We start from the raw sequence: 20,176 nt of genomic DNA, 5'->3' as shown, positions 1-20,176 counted from the left end.
CGTTCTCGTTTGTGGCTAGCATCCCGGCCATGAGTGAGACCGCAGCAGCACCGCACTGCCTCGTCGAGCAGGACGGCCACAAGCTGGTCGTGACCATGAACCGTCCCGAGACCCGCAACGCGCTCTCCGGCGAGATGCTCGCGATCATGGAGGACGCCTGGGACCGGGTGAACTCCGACCCCGAGATCCGGGCCTGCATTCTCACCGGCGCTGGCGGCTACTTCTGCGCGGGCATGGACCTCAAGGCGGCCACCAAGCGGTCCCCCGACGACAGCTTCAAGGCCGGCTTCGACCCGTCCGTGCTCAAGGGCCTGCTCAAGGGCTTCCGCCTGACCAAGCCGCTGATCGCCGCCGTCGAGGGTCCGGCGATCGCCGGCGGCACCGAGATCCTGCAGGGCACCGACATCCGGATCGCCGGCGAGTCGGCCCGGTTCGGCGTCGCCGAGGCCAAGTGGAGCCTCTACCCGATGGGCGGCTCCGCCGTCCGCCTCCCCCGCCAGATCCCCTACACCGTCGCGCTCGAGCTGCTGCTGACCGGGCGCGCGATCCAGGCGCCGGAGGCCAAGGAGATCGGACTCATCGGCCACGTGGTCCCCGACGGCGAGGCGCTCGCCAAGGCCCACGAGATCGCCGACCTCATCTGCGCCAACGGCCCCCTCGCCGTCCAGGCGATCCTCAAGACCGTCCGCGACTCCGAGGGCAAGCACGAGGAGGACTGCTGGGCCGACGACGCGAAGGTCGGCATGGCGGTCTTCGCCTCCGAGGACGCCAAGGAGGGTCCGCGCGCCTTCGCCGAGAAGCGCGCGCCGCAGTTCCAGGGGCGCTAGAGCACCTGCGCAAGCCAGGCGAGCTGGCGCGCTTGGTGGTAGGCGCCGCCGCCCTCGTGGTCGTTGTACTCGTAGACGTCGATCTCCTTGGTCGCCGTCGGGCCGCCGTAGCGGTGGTACGCCGCGAAGACGGTCGACGGCGGGCAGGTCACGTCCATCAGCGCGACCGAGAAGAGCGCCGGCGCGGTCGCGCGAGGGGCCAGCACCGCGGCGTCGACGTACGCCAGCGTCGCGAAGGTCTGCTCGACCCGGTCCCGGTGGGCCGCGAGGTAGCGGACCAGCTCGAGGTAGGGCTCGGCCTGGGCGACCGACGCCGCCCGGCGGAAGTCGCAGAGGAAGGGCACGTCGGCCAGCACCGCGGCCACGGAGGAGGGAACCAGGGCGGCGACGGAGGTCGAGATCCCGCCGCCCTGGCTCCCTCCCGCCACGGCCACCCGGGCCGGGTCGACGAGCTCGTGGCTGCGGAGCACCTCGAGCGCGGCGACGGCGTCGGCGTACACGCGCCGGTAGTAGAGGGTGTCCGGGTCGTCGAGGCCGCGGGTGAGGAAGCCCGGCTGCGCCGGTCCGGAGCCCGCGGGGTCGCCGGTCGCGCCGGTGGTCCAGCCGCTGCCCTGGCCACGCGTGTCCACGACCAGGTGCGCGTAGCCGGCCGTCGCCCACAGCACGTGCTCGTGCGGGAGGCCGCGGCCGCCGTTGTAGCCCTGGTACTGCACGACGCCCGGCAGCGGACCGCTCCGCAGTGCCGCGGCGGGCAGGTGCAGCCAGGCGCGCACCGGGTCGCCGGCGTACCCGGAGAGGACCACGTCCCAGGTCTCGACGCCGACCAGGCCGTTGTCGACGCGCTCGTACGACGCGTCGCGCCGCAGCGGCGCCAGCGTGCGCGCCCAGAAGTCGTCGAGGTCCGCTGGCTCGGGCAGGTCCGGGGCGTACTCCTGGAGCCGCTCGAGCGGCAGGTCGTAGTGCATCAGCGCACCTCGACTGCCACCGTCGGCTCGAGCGCCCGGTCGACGCCGACCTGACGGGCCGGGCCGACGAGCTCCAGCTCCAGCACGGCCCGGATGTCGGCGCTCGACGCCCCGACCCGCAGCTCGACCAGGCCGGGCTCGACCAGCCGGACCAGGTCGCGGCCGGTGAAGGACGTCAGGTCGGCGTGCAGCCCGAGCCGGACCACGCCGCGGTCCCCCGGCCCCAGGTCGACCCGGACGGCGGCGACCAGCTGCTGCTCGGGACGCACGACCGAGGCGACCCGGTCGTGCAGGTAGACCTGGACGACCTCCGAGACCGGCCGGTCGGCGTCGTTGGCGAGCTCGACAACCACCTCGCAGGTGCCGTCGGTGTCCCACCCCGGCCCGTTGGCGGTGGACACCGCGTCCCAGGTCGCGGCGGCGTACGAGAGCCCGTGCCCGAAGGGGAAGAGCGGGGTCGGGTCCACCGAGGAGACACCGCTGCGCTGCGCGAGCGGCGCGGCGAGGTACGTCGACGGCTGGGTCGACCCGGCGCCCGGGAAGCCCACCGGCAGGCGCCCGCTCGGGTTGACGCGGCCGGTGAGGACGTCGGCCAGCGCCGGTCCGCCCTCCTCGCCCGGGAAGAAGCCGCAGACGATCGCCGCGAGCCGGTCAGCCTGGCGGCTCAGGTCGTAGGGGCGGCCGACGAGCAGCACCGCGACGACCGGGGTGCCGGTCGCGAGCACCGCCTCGAGCAGCTCCTCCTGCCGTCCGGGCAGGGTCAGGTCGGGCACGTCGCAGCCCTCGCCCGACGTGCCCTTGCCGAAGAGGCCGGCCTGGTCGCCGAGCACCACCACGCACACGTCGGCGTCGGTGGCGACCGCCGCGGCCTCCGCGATGTCGGCGTCCGAGCCGCCGAGCACCGGGCAGCCGAGGGCGTACGTCGTCGACAGGTCGGCCGCGAGCGACTCGAGCACCGTCGGGATCGCGACCCCGGTCTCGACGCCCGGGTGGTGCACGAGCACGTGCAGGGGGAAGGAGTAGCAGCCGAGCATCGCGTCCGGGGTGTCCGCGCGCGGACCGACGACCGCGACCCGGGTCGCCGGGGCGAGCGGGAGCGTGCCGTCGTTGGCGAGCAGCACGATCGAGCGCTGGGCCAGCTCCCGCGCCAGGGCCCGCGACGCGGCGTCGTCGAGGTCGACCGGTCCCGGCTCCACCGGCGCCCAGCCGGGATCGAGCAGCCCGAGCTCGCACTTCTGCAGCAGCACCCGCGACAGCGCCCGGTCGACGAGCTCCTCGTCGACGGTGCCGTCCGCGAGTGCGGCGAGCAGCGGCGAGCCGAACGCGTTGGTCGAGGGCAGCTCGACGTCGATCCCGGCCTCGAGCGCGAGGGCGGCCGCCTCCCCGAGGTCGCCGGCGACGCCGTGCAGCGTCTGGAGGAAGGCCACCGAGAAGTAGTCGGAGGCCACCGTCCCCGCGAAGCCCAGTCGGTCGCGCAGCAGCGTCGAGAGCAGGCCCGGGTCGGCGGCGACGGGGACGCCGTCGATGTCGGTGTAGGAGTTCATGACCGACCTCGCGCCGGCTCGCAGCGCCATCTCGAAGGGCGGCAGGATCACGTCGGCGATCTCGCGCGGGCCCATCGACACGGGCGCGAGGTTGCGGGCCGCCCGGGAGGCGGAGTAGCCGACGAAGTGCTTGAGCGTCGCCACGACGCCGGCCTGCTCGAGCCCGCGCACGTAGGCGCTCGCGAGCACGCCGGCCAGGTGGGGGTCCTCCCCCATGGTCTCCTCGACCCGGCCCCACCGCAGGTCGCGGACCACGTCGAGGACCGGCGCGAGACCCTGGTGGACGCCGAGGCTGCGCATCGACCCGGCGATCCGTCCGGCCATCCGCTCGACGAGGTCAGGGTCGAACGACGCCGCCCAGCTCAGCGGCGCCGGGTAGATGGTCGCCCGCCAGACCGCGAGTCCGGTGAGGCACTCCTCGTGCGCCAGCGCGGGGATCCCGAACCGGTTGCCCGCCATCACGTCGCGCTGCCGCTGCGCCAGGATCCGCAGGCCCTCCTCGGGCTCGAGCGGGGCGGTGCCGAAGGTGCGGGTGAGCTGGCCGAGCCCGTCGGCGACGACCTCGTCCCAGGTGTCCTGCGGCCCGATGCTCTCCCGCAGCATCGGCGCCATCCCGCCCGCGTCCGGGTCGAGCCACCAGATGCCGGAGAGCTGCGCGACCTTCTCCGCCGTCGTCATCCGGGACACCAGGTCCGCGACGCGGGCCTCCGGCGGCGTCGCCGGGTCACGCCAGAGCTCGGTCACGTGGGAACCTCCGTCGGTGCGGTGGACCGGCGCTCCACGAGCGTCGTGTCCAGGGTGATGTGGGTGTCGGCGATCTCCTCGCCCGCGATCAGGCGGACCAGCATCGCCGTGGCCTCCCGACCGAGCTGCCGCATCGGCTGCTGCACGGTGGTCAGGGCCGGCTCGGAGAGCGCGGACTCGGGGATGTTGTCGAAGCCGACCACGGAGACGCGGCCCGGTACGTCGATCCCGAGCTCGGCCGCGACGTCGAGGGTCGCCAGCGCCGAGATGTCGTTGGCGGCGAAGATCGCGGTCGGCGGGTCCGGCAGCGTGAGCAGTGCCCGGGCCGCCTCCCGTGCCTGCTCGGGGTCGAAGGCGCCGAGGGCGAGCAGGTCCTCGTCCACGCGCAGCCCGGCCGCGTGGATCGCGTCGCGGTAGCCCTGCTCACGCAGCTGCGCGGAGACCAGGTCGGGGCGGCCGGTGACCATGCCGATCCGGCGGTGGCCGAGCGCCAGCAGGTGGTCGACCCCCAGCCGGGCGCCCTGCAGGTTGTCGGCGGCGACGGTGGGCAGGCTGGATCGGCCGGTGTGCGGGTCGACGGCCACGATCGGCCCGTCGTACTGCACGTCGGTGACGGTCGGCGTCACGATCACCGCGCCGTCGACGAGGGTGCCCATCACCCGCGAGAGGTAGCGCCGCTCCCAGCCGACGTGCTCGTCGATGCGGCCGCCCGCGGAGTAGGCGACCAGCTCGTAGCCGGTGTCACGGATCGCGTCCGCGACGCCTTTGAGCACCTCGGTGCTGAAGGGCTCGAAGTCGGCGACGAGCACGCCGATCACGTTCGTCCGTCGGTTGCGCAGGCTGCGCGCGACCAGGCTCGCCTCGTAGCCGAGCCGGTTGATCACGCCGGTGACGTGCTCGAACGTCTCGGGCGAGACGCCGTACCGCCCGTTGATGACCTTGGAGACCGTCGACACCGAGACGCCCGCCTCGGCCGCGACCTGGTGCATCGTGACCCGACCGCTCATCCCTTGACCGCCCCCTGCAGACCGCTGACGATCCGCCGCTGCATCGCCAGGAAGAGCACGAGCGCGGGGATCATCGCCAGCGTGGTGAACGCCAGGACACCGGCGGTGTCCGACGAGTGCTCGCTGGAGTAGTCAGCGACCCCGAGCGGGAGCGTACGCATGTCGTCCTGGAGCATCAGGAGCGGCAGCAGGTAGGCGTTCCACGAGGCGACGAACGCCAGCACGCCGACGGTCACCAGCGCCGGCATCGACAGCGGCAGCGCGAGCCGCCAGAAGATGCCGACCCGGGAGGCGCCGTCGATCAGCGCCGCCTCCTCCAGCTCCCGCGGCATCGCCATCAGGAACGGCCGCAGGATGACGACCGTCATCGGCAGCGCGAACGCCGCCTGCGGCAGCGCGACGCCCCAGTAGGAGTTGCCCAGGTGGAGGTCGCGGGTGACCAGGATGAAGAGCGGGATGATCGCGACCGCAGCCGGGAAGAGCAGCCCGAGCACGAAGACCATGAAGAGCGGCTCGCGCAGCCGGAACTGGTAGCGCGCGAGCGGGTAGGCCGCCATCACGCCGAAGAGCACCGCGACCACGGTGGTGATCAGCGCGACGATCGTCGAGTTCAGCGCGTAGCGCCAGAAGTCGGGGTTGGTCACGACCTGGGAGTAGTTGCGGAACACCCACGGGTCCGGCAGGCCCGACGGGTCGCTGGCCAGCTGCTCGTTGCTGCGGAAGCCGCCGAGCGCGCCGTACACCACCGGTCCGAGGGTGATGACGACCGCGACCAGCGCGAGCAGGTAGACGACGAGGCCACCCCCGCCGAAGGTCTTCGTCCGGCCCGACACCGCGCTCACCCCCTTCACCGAGCCTCGTGGGTGTCGCGCCGCAGCACGAACACCTGGTAGATCAGCGCCATCAGGAACCCGATGACGAAGAGCACGACCGACGCGGCGCCGGCGATGCCGTAGTTGTGACGTCCGGTGCCCTGGTTGACCAGGTACGTCGCCATCGTCGTGGTGGCGTCGGCCGGGCCGCCGCCGGTGAGGATCCAGACCATGTCGAAGAGCTGGAGCGAGCCGATCATCGACAGGAAGCACCAGGTGCGGATCGTCGGTCCGAGCAGCGGGACCGCGATCCGGCGCTGCACCTGCCACCAGCTCGCGCCGTCCAGCTGCGCCGCCTCGAAGAGCTCGTCGGGGACCCCCTGGAGGCCGGCGAGGAAGAGCAGGATCGCCAGCCCGAGGTACTTCCACGTGAGCACGACGAAGACCGTGCCGAGGGCCAGCGACGGCGTGCCGAGGAAGCCCTGCTCGGGTGGGGTCAGGCCGACCGACCGGATCAAGCCGTCGATCACGCCGGACTCCGGCTGGAGCAGCTGGTACCAGACGACGCCGGCGATCACCTCGGCCACGACGTACGGGACGAAGACGATGGTGCGCAGCAGCCCTCGTCCGCGGATCCGCCGGTTGAGCAGCAGCGCCACGGCCAGCCCGAGCGGCAGCTGGATCAGGATCGAGGCGAAGACGATGACGAAGTTGTGCGTCACCGCGCCCCGGAAGACGTCGTCGTGGAGGACGTAGTCGTAGTTGCGCCAGCCGACGAGCTCGTCCATCGGCCCGAAGCCCTTCCAGTGGTAGAAGGACATCCGGACCGCCGAGACCACCGGCCAGACGACGAAGAGCGCCATCAACGCCAGGGCCGGGGTCACGAAGAACGCGATCTCCAGCCGCTGGCGCCACCGGGCGCCCGCCGGCCCCGGAGCGCGGCGCGGGGCCACCCGGCGCGTCGCCGCGCGCCGGGTGACCTCGCCCGAGATGGCCGCCTCCGTCGTGGTCACTTCTCGGCGTCCGCGGCTTCCTGCGTGGCGTCGACGACGTCCTGCGGCGAGGCCTTGCCCGCGAAGAGCAGCGCGATCTCGTCGTTCATCGCGCCACCGATCGAGGTGCCGAACGCCGTGTCGAAGTAGAGCTGGACGTACGGCGCGTCGTCGCGCACCTGCAGCAGCTGCGCGAGCGCCGGGTCCTTGACCGATCCGCTCGCCGCGGGGTTGGTCGGCAGGCCCATGTCGTTCTCGGCGAAGCCCTTCTGGACCTCGTCGGAGAGCAGGTACTTCACGAAGTCGACCGCCTCGTCGGGGGCGTCCTCGGACACCGCCCAGGCGTCGCCGCCGCCGAGGGCGTCGGCCGGGTCACCGGCACCGCCGTCGACCGCCGGGAAGGGGAACCAGCCGGTCTTGTCGCCCAGGCCCTTGCCGTCGTCGGTGAGACCCTGCATGACCCCCGGCTCCCAGTGGCCCTGGAGCTCCATCGCGACCTTGCCCGTGGCGAGCAGCCCGGACGCCGAGGTGGCGCCCTCCTGGGCCTTGGTGGTCAGGAAGCCCGCGTTGAAGGGGTCCGTGGCGAGGAGGTCCTCCAGGACGTCGCCGGCCTGCACGAAGCACGGGTCGGAGAAGTCGAGGCTGGTCACCGCGTCCTTGAGCACGTCCTCCGGGCACGAGCGCAGCGCGGTGTAGTACCAGTAGTGCGCGGCCGGCCACTTGTCGCCGGCACCGACCGAGATCGGCGTGATGTCGGCGTCCTCGAGCTTGGCGATGTCGTCGTACCACTCGTCCATCGTGGTCGGCGTGTCGGTGATCCCGGCCTGCTTGAAGAGGTCGGTGTTGTACCAGACGCCCACCACGCCCAGGGAGAACGGCAGCGCGTAGGTCTTCCCGTCGAGCTGCCACCCGGCGACCGAGCCGCCGATCTTGCCGATCTCCTCCGAGGCGTCGTCGGAGAGGTCCCGGACCAGGCCCGCGTCGACGTGGTCGGCCATCTCGCCGCCACCGCGCTCCATGTAGATGTCCGGCATGTCGCCGCTCTGGAAGGCCGCGTCGAGCTTGTCGACCATGTCCTCGTGCGCCATCGCGCTGATCTCGATCTTGACCCCGGGGTGGTCCGCCTCGAAGTCCGCGGCCACCTGCTCGTAGTAGCTCTTGCCGGGGTCGTTGTTGGAGTTGTGCCACCACGTGATCGTGGTGCTCCCGCCGTCGCCCTCCGACGAGTCGTCGTCGCTGCCGCACGCGGTCGCGAGCGCCAGGCTGCCGACGCACAGCAGCGCGAGCGCCGCGCTGCGAGTCTTCGACCTCATTGAGTTCCTCCTCCTTCGCCCCACGCCCGATGGGACGCCGTCACGAAGGGAACGTGGCACTCGTCACACCCGGTGTCAATCGTTGTCGATAACGTTTTCCACTGTCCAGCACTTTTCGAAATGTCGACACGCCTGAACCGCCCGCCGTGGACCGATCCGGCGCCTTCCGGTCACCCGGGCTTCATCGGCCTGACAGAATCCCTGCGTGCCGTGGCCGACCTGGGACCAAGCAGCGATCGCCTGCGTGATCAGCATCCTGGTCTGGTTCGGCGTCCGGACCCGACGTACCCGCCTGACGCCCCACCTCGAGCCGCTGGCGGCGGAGTTCGCACTCATCTCCGGCCTGTACGCCGTGTGGCGGCTCGCCCGGATGCTGCCGATCGCCTCGGTCCACGGCGCCCGGGAGCGCGCGCACGACATCGCCTCGTTCGAGCAGACGATCCACCTGCCGACCGAGCTCGCGCTGCAGAAGTTCGTCATCGCCCACGAGAAGCTCGCCGACTTCTCGACCTGGTACTACGCGACGGTGCACGTGCCGGCGCTGCTGGCGTTCCTGGTCTGGCTCTTCTACCGGCACCGCGACGTCTATCCGCGGTGGCGCAACGCCCTCGCGCTGGTCACGGCGGGCTGCCTGATCATCCGCTTCATCCGGGTCGCTCCCCCGCGCTTCATCCCGAGCCTCGGGTACGTCGACCTCTCGCACCACTACGGACCGTCGGTCTACAGCGCCAATCCCAACACCGGCGTCTCCGACCAGTTCGCCGCGATGCCGTCGATCCACGTCGCGTGGGCCGCGATCGTCTCCCTCGGGATCGTTGCGGCGAGCACCAGCCGGTGGCGCTGGATCTTCCTCCTCCACCTCGTGCTGACCGTGCTGGTCGTCTCCGCGACCGGCAACCACTGGTGGCTCGACGGCATCGTGGCGCTGATGCTCCTGGCCGGCGCGCTCTGGATCGACACCGCCCTGCTGTCCCGCTACCGGGCCAGGGTCACCCGACCGCGCGATCTCCCGTCCAGTACTGAGCCCGCAGTGCCTTCTTGTCCGGCTTCCCCAGCCCCGTGAGGGGCAGCGACTCCGCGACGATCACCTGCTTGGGCGACTGGACCGAGCCCTTGCGCTCCTTGACCATCTCCTGGATCTCGGCGGTCATCCGGGCGACCGACTCCTCGTCGGTCGCGGCGTCCGAGCGCAGGACGACGATCGCAGTCACGGCCTCACCGAACTTCTCGTGCGGGGTGCCGATCACGCCGACCTGGGCCACGGCCGGGTGCTCGGCGACGACGTCCTCGACCTCGCGCGGGAAGACGTTGAAGCCGCCGGTCACGATCATGTCCTTGGTGCGGTCGACGATGTACCAGAAGCCGTCCTCGTCCTCGCGGGCGACGTCGCCGGTGTGCATCCAGCCGTCGTGGAAGGTCTCGGCGGTCTGCTCGGGCAGGTTCCAGTAGCCGCCGGCCAGCAGCGGCCCGGCCACGCAGATCTCGCCGGGCTCCCCCACCGGTACCGGCTTTCCGTCCTCGCCGAGGAGCGCCGTACGGACGAACGCCGACGGGCGGCCGCACGACGACAGCCGGCTGTCGTCACCCGAGACGTGGTCCTCCTTGGCGAAGTAGGTGATCGCCATCGGGGCCTCGGACTGGCCGTAGTACTGCGCGAAGATCGGGCCGAAGCGGTCGATCGCCTCCTTGAGGCGGACCGGGTTGATCGCGGACGCGCCGTAGTAGACGGTCTCGAGCGAGGACAGGTCGCGGGTCTTGCTGTCGGGGTGGTCCATCAGGGCGTAGAGCATCGACGGCACCAGCATGGTGGCCTGGATCTTCTGCTCCTCGATCGTCCTGAGCACCTCGGCCGGGTCGAACTTCGCCAGCACGTAGAGGCAGCCGCCCTTGAGCACGGTCGGCACGAAGAACGCGGCGCCGGCGTGTGAGAGCGGGGTGCACATGAGGAAGCGCGGCGACTCCGGCCACTCCCACTCCGACATCTGGATCTGGGTCATCGTGTTCATCTGCCGCGACAGGCCGATGACGCCCTTGGGCTTGCCGGTCGTCCCGCCGGTGTAGGTGATCGAGACCATGTGCTCCGGGTCGAGCGTGCGCGCCTCGAGCGGCTGCGGGTCGAACGACGCAGCCGCGGCGACGAGGTCCTGGCCGACGTGCGAGAGCTCGTCGGGCACCGGCCCGATGGTGAGGATCTTGTCGAGCTTGGGGCAGCGCTCGAGCAGGCCGAGCGCGCGCTCGACGAACATCGGCACCGGGTCGATGGTCAGCGAGGTGATCTCGGCGTCGTTGATGACGTAGGCGTGGTCCTCGAGCGAGCCCAGCGGGTGCAGCGAGCTCCGGCGGTAGCCCTGGGTCTGGCCGGCACCGAGGATGAAGAGCACCTCGGGGCGGTTGAGCGCGAGCAGCGCCCCCGCCGTGCCGAAGCCGGCGCCGAGGGCCTCGAACGCCTGGACGTACTGGCTCATCCGGTCCGCGGCCTCGCCGCCGGTGATGGTGGCGTCCCCGAGGTACATGACCGGCTTCGTCCGGTGTCGCTTGAGCGCGGACACCATGAGGTGGCCGTTGTGGGTGCCGACTCGCATCTCGTCCGTCATGGCGCCGAGACTAGAACGTGTTCTACGTCGGGGCAATCCTCGACACCACGGCATCCAGGCCCGCGCGCACCGCGTCGTACACCCCAGCGTCGGCCAGGTCGCGCGCGAACTGCTCGTTCAGGCCGCCAGGCGTCGCGTGCGCCTGCGCGAGCGCCACGAAGTCGGCGCCGGGGTGTCCCAGCTCGCTCGAGAGCGCGGCGAACGTGTCGGCCACGTAGCGGCTGGCCTCGGCCTGCGGGATGCCGCGCTCGGACAGCCAGCCGGCGACGGTGCCGAGGTAGCGGAAGTACGCCGCGACGGTCGCCGACGCGGCGGCGACCGACTCGTAGGCGAGCTCGTCGTCGACGACCAGGCTGCCGCCGAGCCGGTCGAAGAGGTCCGTCACGGCGGGCGTCGCGGGGTGCACCGGCGTGGTGCTCTCGCGCGTCGCGACCGCCGGCAGCGGGATGCTGCGAGCGACGTCCGTGGCCGGAGCGACCAGCTCGGCCAGCCGCGCGACCGAGAGTCCGGCCACGGCGCTCACGACCGCCTGCCCGTCCCGGAAGTCGAGGCCCTCGACCACCTCGACGGCGTCCACGGGGCGCAGGCAGACCAGCACCACGTCGGACTCGTCGACCACGGCCTGGTTGTCCACGGCCACCCGGACGCTCGGCAGCTCGACCGCGAGCCGGGCCGAGCGCTCCGCGCTCCGCGGCGACAGCACCACCGCGGGCGGGTCGGCCACGTGCCGGCACAGGCCGAGCACGATGGCCTCCGCGATGGAGCCGACTCCCAGGACGCCGTAGGTGGTCACCCGGGAGAGTCTGTCAGCCCTTCGGCTCGTAGCTCGGGTTGGCCGTCCGGCGGACCATCACGCCGATCTTGTCGATGCGGTGCTCCGGGTTGCCGAACCGGTCGGTCCAGTAGTTGCCCCGCGCGTGGTCCTCGGGCGTCGCGCAGGTCGAGACGGTGATGAACGCCCGCTTCGGCTCGCGGCCCGGGTGACCGGGCACCGCGGCCCGCTGCTGGCGCAGCGACTTCGCCGAGCGGAAGGAGACCCAGCGGGTCCGGGTCACCCGGTAGACGTAGCGGTACTTGCCGACGTCCACGAGGATCCTCGCCCCGTTGTCGAGCGACGGCGTACGCCGGAAGACCCCGCCGTGGGCGGTGCGGTGCGCGGTCACCTGGTAGTTGCCCTTGCCGCCCGGACCCGTGCCACCGTTCGGCCCGTACGGCGCGGCCGCGATCCCGCGGTTCTGGATGCGGGTGCCGGGCGCGTCGTCGGTCTTGCCGCGGTAGGCGATCACGGGGAGCCGGCGGATGCCGACGGCCGGGATCGTGATCCGCGCGTTGCGCGGCTTGCCCGAGCTGAAGTCCTTGGAGACCTTGATGTGATCCGCCGCGGCCTGCGCCTCGGCGGGCGCGACCGCGAGCCCCGAGAGGCCGACGGCGAGGGTGACGGCACCGACCCCGAGGAGCGGGCGGATCCGGCGGAGGGAGCGAGGAGTCATGCGACCGTCGTACCCACCTCGCGGGCGTCCAGACCCGGATCGGTCCGTATTTACCTTCCGCTAGGCGAGCAGCTCCGCCACGGTCCGGATCTCGTCGGCGGAGCGGAAGCTGAGCAGCAGCGTCGTCACGCCGGTCTCCTCCCACTGGGCGACCCTCTCCTTGACCTCACCGGCGGTGCCGACGATGTGCATGTCGTCGACCAGCTCGTTCGGGATCAGCGAGGTCGCCTTGTCCTTCTCACCGCTCAGGTAGAGCTGCTGCACCTCCTTGGCGAGGTCCTCGTAGCCCATCCGGACGAAGACCTGGTTGTGGAAGTTGGCCTCCTGGGCACCCATGCCGCCCATGTAGAGCGACACCGACGGCTTGATCGCGTCCAGGACCAGCTGCTTCTCCTCCGCGTCGGCGACCACCTGGAGGTGGCAGGTCGCGGCGATCTCGAAGTCGGCGCGGGTACGGCGGGCCCCGGGTCGCGCGAACCCCTCGTCGAGCCACGGCTGGTACATCGCGGCCGAGTTGGGCGTGTAGAAGATCGGGATCCAGCCGTCGGCGATCTCCGCGGTCTGGGCGACGTTCTTGGGGCCCTCGGCGCCGAGCCAGATCGGCACGTCCGCGCGCAGCGGGTGCACGATCGGCTTGAGCGGCTTGCCGAGGCCGACGGAGTTCTCCCCGCGGAAGGGCAACGGGTAGTGCGGTCCGTCGTTGGTGACCTTCTCCTCGCGCGCCAGGACCTTGCGGATGATGTCGACGACCTCGCGGGTGCGGGCCAGCGGCTTGCCGAAGGGCTGGCCGTACCAGCCCTCGACGACCTGCGGGCCGCTCACGCCCATGCCCAGGATGACCCGGCCGTTGGACAGGTGGTCGAGCGTCATCACGTGCATCGCGATCGAGGTCGGCGTGCGCCCCGACATCTGCACGATCGAGGTGCCGAGCTTGAGCCGCGAGGTCTCCCGACCCCACCAGGCCAGCGGCGTGAACGCGTCGCTCCCCCACGCCTCCGCGCTGAAGATCGCGTCGAAGCCGGCCTCCTCGGCCGCGGCGACCAGCTCGCCGACGCCCTGCGGGGGCTGTGCTCCCCAGTAGCCGAGCTGCAGTCCGAGCTTCATCCTTCTCTCCTGTCGTGCGTTCGGGGGTGGGTGCTTGCCGAAGTCTAGAACGTGTTCTACTTTCGGACCATGACACGAACACTGTCAGCACCGGTCACCGTAGCGTTCGACTACACCCGATCGACCGGGCCGGTGCTCGGTCGTTTCCTCACGGGCCTTCGCGACGGCGTCGTCGTCGGCGGACGCACGTCGGAGGGCAAGGTCGTCGTACCCCCGCTGGAGTTCGACCCGGTCACCCACGAGGCCACGACCGACTTCGTCGAGGTCGCCCCCACGGGCACCGTCACCTCCTGGACGTGGGTCCCCGAGCCGGTCAAGGACCAGCCCTTCGACCGCCCGTTCGCGTTCGCGCTCGTGCTGCTCGACGGGGCCGACGTCCCGATCCTGCACGCGCTCGACGTCTCCTCCCCCGACGAGGTCTCGACCGGGATGCGGGTGCAGGCGCGCTGGGCCGCTGAACGCATCGGCGCGATCACCGACCTCGTCTTCGAGCCGCTGTCCGCCTCCGGCCCCACCGGGGTCGAGGCGATCGGCGACAACCCGGTCTCCGGCGTCATCGTCCCGGTCTCGCTCGACTACCTGTACGCCGCGAGCCCCGAGGAGTCCGCGTTCTACCGCGGCCTCAACGAGGGTCGGATCGTCGGCCAGCGCTGCCCCACCTGCCAGAAGGTCTACGTCCCACCGCGCAGCGCCTGCCCGTCCGACGGCACACCGACCGCGGAGGAGGTCGAGGTGTCGCAGACCGGCACCATCACGACCTTCTGCATCGTGAACGTGCCGTTCCTGGGCCAGAAGATCACTCCGCCGTACGTCTCGGCGTACGTGCTGCTCGACGGCGCGGACATCGCGATCCTGCACCTGATCCTCGGCGTCGAGGCCGCCGAGGTGCGGATGGGCATGCGCGTGAAGGCCGTGTGGAAGCCCGAGACCGAGTGGACGTACTCCCTGGAGAACATCGATCACTTCGAGCCCACCGGCGATCCCGACGCCGACTACGAGACCTACCGCAACCACCTGTGAGGGACTGAGGATGAGAGACGTTGCCGTCGTCGGGTTCGCCCAGCGACAGATGCCCGAGTTCGACGGGTCGCCGACGTGCGTGGAGATGCTCGTCCCGCTGCTCGCGGAGTGCTACGAGCAGACCGGCTGGACTCGCCGCGACATCGGCTTCTGGTGCTCGGGGTCCTCCGACTACCTGGCCGGCCGGTCCTTCTCCTTCGTGTCGGCGGTCGACGCGATCGGCGTCATCCCGCCGGTCAACGAGTCGCACGTCGAGATGGATCTCGCGTGGGCGATGTACGAGGCCTGGCTGAAGATCCAGACCGGCGAGGTCGACACCGCGCTCGTCTACGCCTTCGGCAAGTCGTCGGCGGGCGTGCTCCGCCGTACCCTCGGCCTCCAGCTCGAGCCGTACACGATGACGCCACTGTGGCCGGACACCGTGTCGCTCGCGGGGCTGCAGGCGCGCGCCGGGATCGACGCCGGCGTCTGGGACGAGACGGCGATGGCCGAGGTCGCCAACCGGTCGTTGACCGACGCGGAGAAGAACGACTGGTCCATCCGCAAGGGCGGCTCGTCGGTCGAGGAGCTGCTCGCGAAGCCGATGTACGCCGACCCGCTCCGCAAGCACGACTGCTCCCCCGTCACCGACGGAGCGGCCGCGATCGTGCTCGCCGCCGACGACAAGGCCCGCGACGTCCGTGACAAGCCGGCCTGGATCAGCGGGCTGTCCCACTACATCGACCCGATGGGCATGGGCACCCGCGACCTCACCCGGTCCCCGTCCGCCGAGCGGGCTGCCGCTGCGGTCGACCTGAACGGCGTCGAGGTGGCGGAGCTCCACGCACCCTTCAGCCACCAGGAGCTGATCCTGCGCCGCGAGCTGGGGCTCGCCGACGACGTACGGATCAACCCGTCCGGCGGCGCGCTCACCAGCAACCCGATGTTCTCGGGCGGCGGCATCCGGATCGGCGAGGTCGCCACCCGGATCTGGTCCGGCGAGGTCGCCAAGGGTGTCGGACACGCGACGTCCGGACCGGCCCTCCAGCAGAACCTCCTGTGCACCCTGGTCTCTACTCCCGAAGGGGCGAGCAACTGATGGCCAAGCAGCCCGCCGCGGTGGTCGGCGTCGGCCAGACCCACCACCGCGCCAAGCGACTCGACGTCTCGATGGCCGGCCTGTGTCGCGAGGCGATCGACCGGGCCCTCGAGGACGCCGGCATGACCCTCGACGAGATCGACGCGATCGTCGTGGGCAAGGCGCCCGACCTCTTCGAGGGCGTGATGATGCCCGAGCTCTTCCTCGCGGAGGCGCTCGGCGCGGCCGGCAAGCCGCTGCTGCGCGTGCACACCGCGGGCTCGGTCGGCGGCTCGACCGCGATCGTCGCGTCGTCGCTCGTCCAGGCCGGCGTGCACAAGAAGGTGCTCACGGTCGCCTACGAGAAGCAGTCCGAGTCCAACGCGATGTGGGCGCTGTCGGTGCCGCTGCCGTTCAACATGCCGGTGCACGCCGGTGCGGGCGGCTACTTCGCCCCGCACGTGCGCTCCTACATCCGACGGTCCGAGGCCCCGACGCACGTCGGCGCGATCGTGGCCGCCAAGGACCGCAACAACGCGCTCAAGAACCCCTACGCGCACCTCCACAACGAGGGCACCACCGTCGAGTCCGTGCTCGCGTCCCAGATGCTGTGGGACCCGATCCGGTACGACGAGACCTGCCCGTCCTCCGACGGCGCGTGCGCGCTCGTGATCGTCGACGAGGACACCGCCAAGGCCTCGCCCAACCCGGCCTGGATCCACGGCACCGTGATGCGGTCGGAGGCCACCACGGCCGCCGAGCGCGACCAGGTCAACCCGCAGGCGTCCCGCGACGCGGCGGCCGCGCTGTGGAAGCAGGCCGGCATCACCAGCCCGATCGACGAGATCGACTGCGCCGAGATCTACGTACCCTTCTCGTGGTTCGAGCCGATGTGGCTGGAGTCGCTCGGCTTCGCCGAGGAGAACGGCGGCGGCTGGCGGCTCACCGAGTCCGGCGGCACCGCCATGGACGGCGTCCTGCCGGTCAACTGCTCGGGCGGTGTGCTCTCCTCCAACCCGATCGGCGCCTCCGGCATGCTCCGCTTCGGCGAGGCCGCCCTCCAGGTCCGCGGCGCAGCCGGCGAGCACCAGGTCGACGGCGCCCGCAAGGCCCTCGGCCACGCCTACGGCGGCGGCTCGCAGTTCTTCGCGATGTGGGTCGTCGGCGCCGAGAAGCCGAGCAACTAGCCGCGCAGCAGCGGGTTTCCCCGGCTGCCCGGGGAAACCCGCTCACCACGCCGGGAGGCATCGGCGCGTCGGGCGGGTTCCGGCTGACGACCCCGCACGTTCGCCCATCGCGAACGCCGCGCCGGAGGTCCCCACGCAGGCGACGGCAGGCGTACCGTCAGCCCATGGGTGACGTCCTGGCCTTCCCGCACCAGCCCGCGCACGAGTCGACTCCCGAGCCCGAGCCGCTGTGGCGCGAGGCCGTCGGGCACGAGCTCCGCGAGGAGCGGCGTACGGCGGAGCGCACGCTCGCCGACGTGGCCCGGGAGGCCGGCGTCTCGACGCAGTACCTCTCCGAGGTCGAGCGCGGCCTCAAGGAGCCCAGCTCCGAGGTGCTCGGAGCGGTCGCCGGCGCCCTCGGGCTGCGCCTGGTGGACCTGACCACCCGGGTGAGCCGGCGGCTCGGCACCGGCGCGATCTCCGGCCCCGTCTGCCTGGCCGCCTGAGCGGGGCGCCGCGGCCGTGCTTCCAAAATTGGGGATGCCGATGGCCGTTCGGAGCTGATCGCGGGAACCCGGTCGTCTACTGGCACCTTCCGTCCCCGACCCCGGAGGCCGCCATGGCCACGCACCCGCGCCGCGCCCTCGTCCGGCACCTCGTCCTCGCCGTCCTCCCCCTGGTGGTGGCGGCGCCCCTCATCGTCGCGCCGCCCGCCTCCGCACTCGACGGCAGCGTGCTCATCGGACACCGGTGCCGCACCTACGACGCCGCGGTCACCAACGAGGACACCGTCGCGGCGCTGGCCGACGTCGCCGCGGTCCCGGGCGCGACGTGCGAGGTCGACGTCTGGCGGCTCGCCGACAACCACCACATCATCTGGCACGACGACACCTGGGAGCGCGTCGCCGACCCCGCGACCCTGCCCGAGGGCGTGCTCCCGACCGATCGGGTCGCCGACGCCACCTGGGACCAGGTCAGCCAGATCCGCACCCTCGGGGGCGAGCCCGTCGCCACGTTGCGGGGGATCGTGAACGCCTCCGCGCGGTACGGCGTGCCGCTCATGGTCGAGCTGCGCAACGGCGTCGCGGACCCGCAGGGGATCGCCGACTACGTCGCTGAGTCCGGGGCGAGCGTGAGCTTCTACAAGCAGCCGTCGAGCACGTGCGACCTCGGCGACCTCCCGGCGCTCCACGACGCCGGCCTCCCCATCGGCCTCAAGCTCAGCGACACCATCGCCTGCCAGCCCACCAACGACGAGGTGGCCGCGACCGGTGCGTCGTACGTGACCCAGGCTCCCGCCTCGATCACGCCTGACTACACCGCCGACCTGGCCGCCCGCGGGATCGCCGTCTACGCACGCTGGGTCACCGAGTCCACCTACCAGGCCGCCTTCGACAACGGCGCGGCCAAGGTGATGGTGGACCGACCGGCGGACGCCCTGGCGTGGGAGCTGGCCCCGCCCGCCCAGTAGCCCGGGCTCAGTAGCCCGGGAAGACCTTCCGCAGGTCCTCGAGCGACACCGCACCGGAGACCTCGACACCGTCGCTGTGCTCAGGCGTGAGGCGCCCGCTGATCAGCCGCACGGTCGCACCGCTCGGGCCGGTCAGCGTCGCGTCCGGCGCGTCGGCGGACCCGACGACGGTGACCGCGTCGGCGATCTCGATCCCCGCGCCGGGGACCGCGAGCAGCACGGAGCCGTCGACCTGGTCGGCCTTGCCGGAGAAGCCCAGCAGGAAGGCCAGCGGGCCCTGGTAGAGCTCCACGAGCACCGCAGCGGTCTCGTCGTCGACCTCCGCGGCCGGGTCGAGCCCGACCCGCACGTCCCAGACGTGGTTGGCGACCTCGTTGAGCCGCATCCCCAGCGCCACCACGAGCGGGACCGGCTCGGGCAGGAAGCCCATGTCGATCGTCGCCGACGCCTTGTCCTCGTCGGACAGCCGCTCGACCAGGTCGACGAGCGCGGTGTCGTGCTCGACGAAACCGGCCGCCTGGTCGATCGGGGTCGAGCCGTCCCAGCGAGCCCAGATGGACTGGTTGTCCTCGTCGGCGACGTCGAGTCCGACCGCCCGCGCGATCGGCTTGCGGCTGATCTCCGCACCGCTGCCGAGGTGGGAGAGGACCTGGGCGATCGTCCACTCGGACGCGCCGCTCGGGCCGGTGAGCTGCTCCTCGGAGAGGTGGGGCACGAGGGTGACGAGGACGTCGTGGTTGAGTCGGAGGGCCGCGATGACGCGGTCGACGAGCTCGGCGCTGGGCGCAGTGCTGGGTGCGGTCATGCGGGCGGAACCTCTCAGACGGGGACTTTCTTCCGCGAGTCGAGTACCCCGTCGACGATGCCGTACGCGACCGCGGCGTCCGCTGACAGGACCAGGTCGCGGTCCGTGTCGTCGCGGACCTGCTCGACCGACCGGCCGGTGTGCTGGGAGAGGATCTGCTCCATCTCGGCGCGGACCCGCGCGATCTCCTTCGCCTGGACGGCGAGGTCGGGCAGCGCACCCTGTCCCCCGCCCGACGGCTGGTGGAGCACGACCCGGGCGTGCGGCAGCACCATCCGGCGTCCGGGCGACCCCGCCGCCAGCAGGACGGCGGCCGACGAGGCGGCCTGCCCGACGCAGGTGGTGCCGATCTCGGAGCGGATGAACTGCATCGCGTCGTAGATCGCGAGCATCGCCGTCACCGACCCGCCCGGGCTGTTGAGGTAGAGGTCGATGGGCGAGTCGGGGCTCTCCGACTCCAGGTGCAGCAGCTGGGCGATGACGACGTTGGCCACGCCGTCGTCGATCTCGGTGCCGATGTAGACGATGCGGTCGGTGAGCAGCCGGCTGTAGATGTCGACCGCGCGCTCGCCGCGATGGGTCTTCTCGACGACGCTGGGGATTGTGTACTGGCTCATCGGGCGACGCCGAACGCCGCGCCGAATGCGGCCGCCGTACGCGCGGGGGTGACCGCGCTGATCTCGGTCAGCACCGCGTCGACGAAGCCGTAGTCGCGCGCCTGCTCGGCGGTGAACCACCGGTCCCGCAGCGAGTCCCGCTCGACCTGGTCGACCGGCTGCCCGGTGTGCTCGGCGATCAGGCCGATGAGGACGTTCTTCACGTGCTCGAGGTTCTCGGCCTGGATCTCGATGTCGATCGCGGTGCCGCCGATCCCTGCGGAGCCCTGGTGCATGAGGATGCGCGAGTGCGGCAGCGCGTAGCGCTTGCCTGGTGTGCCGGCCGAGAGCAGGAACTGGCCCATGCTCGCCGCCAGCCCCATCGCGAGCGTGCTCACGTCGTTCGGGATCAGCCGCATGGTGTCGTAGATGGCCAGCCCGGCGGTCACGCTCCCGCCCGGGGAGTTGATGTAGAGGGCGATGTCGCGGTGGGGATCCTCGGCGGAGAGCAGCAGGAGCTCCGCGCAGATCTTGTTGGCGATCGCGTCGTCGACCTCCTGGCCGAGGACGATGATCCGCTGGTGCAGCAGCCGGTCGGCGGCCGAGAGCCCGGCGAGGTTGGGTGTCTGGGTCATGCCTCCAGACTTCGGCGTACGACCCCGGCGTTCC

Annotated in this window: 20 protein-coding genes; 7 read left to right on the top strand and 13 right to left on the bottom strand. The window is 71.6% G+C overall.

Annotated elements, in window-relative coordinates; genetic code table 11:
- The first annotated feature begins 29 nt into the window (after positions 1–29).
- The gene (locus tag K8U61_RS12170) at positions 30–827 is read left to right on the top strand and encodes a crotonase/enoyl-CoA hydratase family protein (RefSeq protein WP_224123293.1); all 798 of its coding nucleotides are present in this window, start codon (positions 30–32) and stop codon (positions 825–827) included.
- Here K8U61_RS12170 and K8U61_RS12165 read toward each other — a convergent pair.
- From K8U61_RS12165 to K8U61_RS12140, 6 genes are read right to left on the bottom strand one after another with little or no spacing between them, the layout of a single operon-like run.
- On the bottom strand, positions 824–1,792 hold the full coding sequence (locus tag K8U61_RS12165) for an acetylxylan esterase (protein WP_224123292.1): 969 nt from the start codon (positions 1,790–1,792) through the stop codon (positions 824–826). The genes K8U61_RS12170 and K8U61_RS12165 overlap by 4 nt on opposite strands.
- The gene (locus tag K8U61_RS12160) at positions 1,792–4,080 is read right to left on the bottom strand and encodes a beta-glucosidase family protein (RefSeq protein ID WP_224123291.1); all 2,289 of its coding nucleotides are present in this window, start codon (positions 4,078–4,080) and stop codon (positions 1,792–1,794) included. Before K8U61_RS12160 ends, K8U61_RS12165 begins: the two co-directional genes overlap by 1 nt.
- A complete protein-coding gene (locus tag K8U61_RS12155; RefSeq protein ID WP_224123290.1) occupies positions 4,077–5,087 on the bottom strand; it encodes a LacI family DNA-binding transcriptional regulator in 1,011 nt (336 codons plus the stop codon). The genes K8U61_RS12160 and K8U61_RS12155 overlap by 4 nt, the downstream gene beginning before the upstream one ends.
- The gene (locus K8U61_RS12150; RefSeq protein ID WP_224123289.1) at positions 5,084–5,938 is read right to left on the bottom strand and encodes a carbohydrate ABC transporter permease; all 855 of its coding nucleotides are present in this window, start codon (positions 5,936–5,938) and stop codon (positions 5,084–5,086) included. Before K8U61_RS12150 ends, K8U61_RS12155 begins: the two co-directional genes overlap by 4 nt.
- On the bottom strand, positions 5,935–6,912 hold the full coding sequence (locus K8U61_RS12145; RefSeq protein WP_224123288.1) for a carbohydrate ABC transporter permease: 978 nt from the start codon (positions 6,910–6,912) through the stop codon (positions 5,935–5,937). Before K8U61_RS12145 ends, K8U61_RS12150 begins: the two co-directional genes overlap by 4 nt.
- Positions 6,909–8,204, bottom strand: a complete 1,296-nt coding sequence (locus K8U61_RS12140; protein WP_224123287.1) for an ABC transporter substrate-binding protein — start codon at positions 8,202–8,204, stop codon at positions 6,909–6,911. Before K8U61_RS12140 ends, K8U61_RS12145 begins: the two co-directional genes overlap by 4 nt.
- 205 nt (positions 8,205–8,409) lie before the next feature.
- Here K8U61_RS12140 and K8U61_RS12135 point away from each other — a divergent pair, with 205 nt between their 5' ends.
- Entirely contained in the window at positions 8,410–9,267 is an 858-nt protein-coding gene (locus K8U61_RS12135; protein ID WP_224123286.1) for a phosphatase PAP2 family protein, read from the top strand.
- Here K8U61_RS12135 and fadD8 read toward each other — a convergent pair.
- The 4 genes from fadD8 to K8U61_RS12115 are packed head-to-tail and all read right to left on the bottom strand — an operon-like array spanning position 9,194 to position 13,392.
- On the bottom strand, positions 9,194–10,798 hold the full coding sequence (fadD8, locus tag K8U61_RS12130) for a fatty-acid--CoA ligase FadD8 (protein ID WP_224123285.1): 1,605 nt from the start codon (positions 10,796–10,798) through the stop codon (positions 9,194–9,196). The genes K8U61_RS12135 and fadD8 overlap by 74 nt on opposite strands.
- A 22-nt stretch (positions 10,799–10,820) precedes the next feature.
- On the bottom strand, positions 10,821–11,591 hold the full coding sequence (locus K8U61_RS12125) for an NAD(P)-binding domain-containing protein (RefSeq protein ID WP_224123284.1): 771 nt from the start codon (positions 11,589–11,591) through the stop codon (positions 10,821–10,823).
- A 13-nt stretch (positions 11,592–11,604) separates the two neighbouring features.
- Positions 11,605–12,288 (bottom strand): sortase domain-containing protein, encoded by a 684-nt coding sequence (locus tag K8U61_RS12120; protein ID WP_224123283.1) that lies wholly within the window; start codon positions 12,286–12,288, stop codon positions 11,605–11,607.
- Positions 12,289–12,348: 60 nt separating this feature from the next.
- A complete protein-coding gene (locus tag K8U61_RS12115) occupies positions 12,349–13,392 on the bottom strand; it encodes an LLM class F420-dependent oxidoreductase (RefSeq protein ID WP_224123282.1) in 1,044 nt (347 codons plus the stop codon).
- 69 nt (positions 13,393–13,461) lie between these two features.
- On the opposite strand from K8U61_RS12115, the gene K8U61_RS12110 reads away from it, so the two are divergent.
- From K8U61_RS12110 to K8U61_RS12090, 5 genes are all read left to right on the top strand, one after another.
- Positions 13,462–14,412, top strand: coding sequence for a Zn-ribbon domain-containing OB-fold protein (locus tag K8U61_RS12110; protein WP_224123281.1), 951 nt, complete (start codon positions 13,462–13,464; stop codon positions 14,410–14,412).
- A 10-nt stretch (positions 14,413–14,422) separates the two neighbouring features.
- Positions 14,423–15,490 carry a thiolase family protein gene (locus tag K8U61_RS12105; protein ID WP_224123280.1) on the top strand — a complete coding sequence of 356 codons (1,068 nt, stop codon included), beginning with the start codon at positions 14,423–14,425 and terminating at the stop codon, positions 15,488–15,490.
- Positions 15,490–16,656: a thiolase family protein gene (locus K8U61_RS12100; RefSeq protein ID WP_224123279.1), complete on the top strand. Its 1,167-nt coding sequence runs from the start codon at positions 15,490–15,492 to the stop codon at positions 16,654–16,656. Before K8U61_RS12105 ends, K8U61_RS12100 begins: the two co-directional genes overlap by 1 nt.
- Positions 16,657–16,820: 164 nt before the next feature.
- Entirely contained in the window at positions 16,821–17,141 is a 321-nt protein-coding gene (locus K8U61_RS12095) for a helix-turn-helix domain-containing protein (protein WP_224123278.1), read from the top strand.
- A 113-nt stretch (positions 17,142–17,254) separates the two neighbouring features.
- Positions 17,255–18,106, top strand: a complete 852-nt coding sequence (locus K8U61_RS12090; protein WP_224123277.1) for a glycerophosphodiester phosphodiesterase — start codon at positions 17,255–17,257, stop codon at positions 18,104–18,106.
- Positions 18,107–18,113: 7 nt separating this feature from the next.
- Here the strand turns inward: K8U61_RS12090 and K8U61_RS12085 are convergent, their stop codons facing one another.
- The 3 genes from K8U61_RS12085 to K8U61_RS12075 are packed head-to-tail and all read right to left on the bottom strand — an operon-like array spanning position 18,114 to position 20,142.
- The gene (locus K8U61_RS12085; RefSeq protein ID WP_224123276.1) at positions 18,114–18,911 is read right to left on the bottom strand and encodes a maleylpyruvate isomerase family mycothiol-dependent enzyme; all 798 of its coding nucleotides are present in this window, start codon (positions 18,909–18,911) and stop codon (positions 18,114–18,116) included.
- Between the two features lie 14 nt (positions 18,912–18,925).
- On the bottom strand, positions 18,926–19,528 hold the full coding sequence (locus K8U61_RS12080) for a ClpP family protease (protein WP_224123275.1): 603 nt from the start codon (positions 19,526–19,528) through the stop codon (positions 18,926–18,928).
- The gene (locus tag K8U61_RS12075) at positions 19,525–20,142 is read right to left on the bottom strand and encodes a ClpP family protease (RefSeq protein ID WP_224123274.1); all 618 of its coding nucleotides are present in this window, start codon (positions 20,140–20,142) and stop codon (positions 19,525–19,527) included. Before K8U61_RS12075 ends, K8U61_RS12080 begins: the two co-directional genes overlap by 4 nt.
- Positions 20,143–20,176: the final 34 nt, after the last annotated feature.

The sequence above is a fragment of the Nocardioides mangrovi genome (assembly GCF_020073815.1).
Lineage (GTDB): Bacteria > Actinomycetota > Actinomycetes > Propionibacteriales > Nocardioidaceae > Nocardioides > Nocardioides mangrovi.
This window is presented reverse-complemented; position numbering and strand designations above follow the sequence as displayed.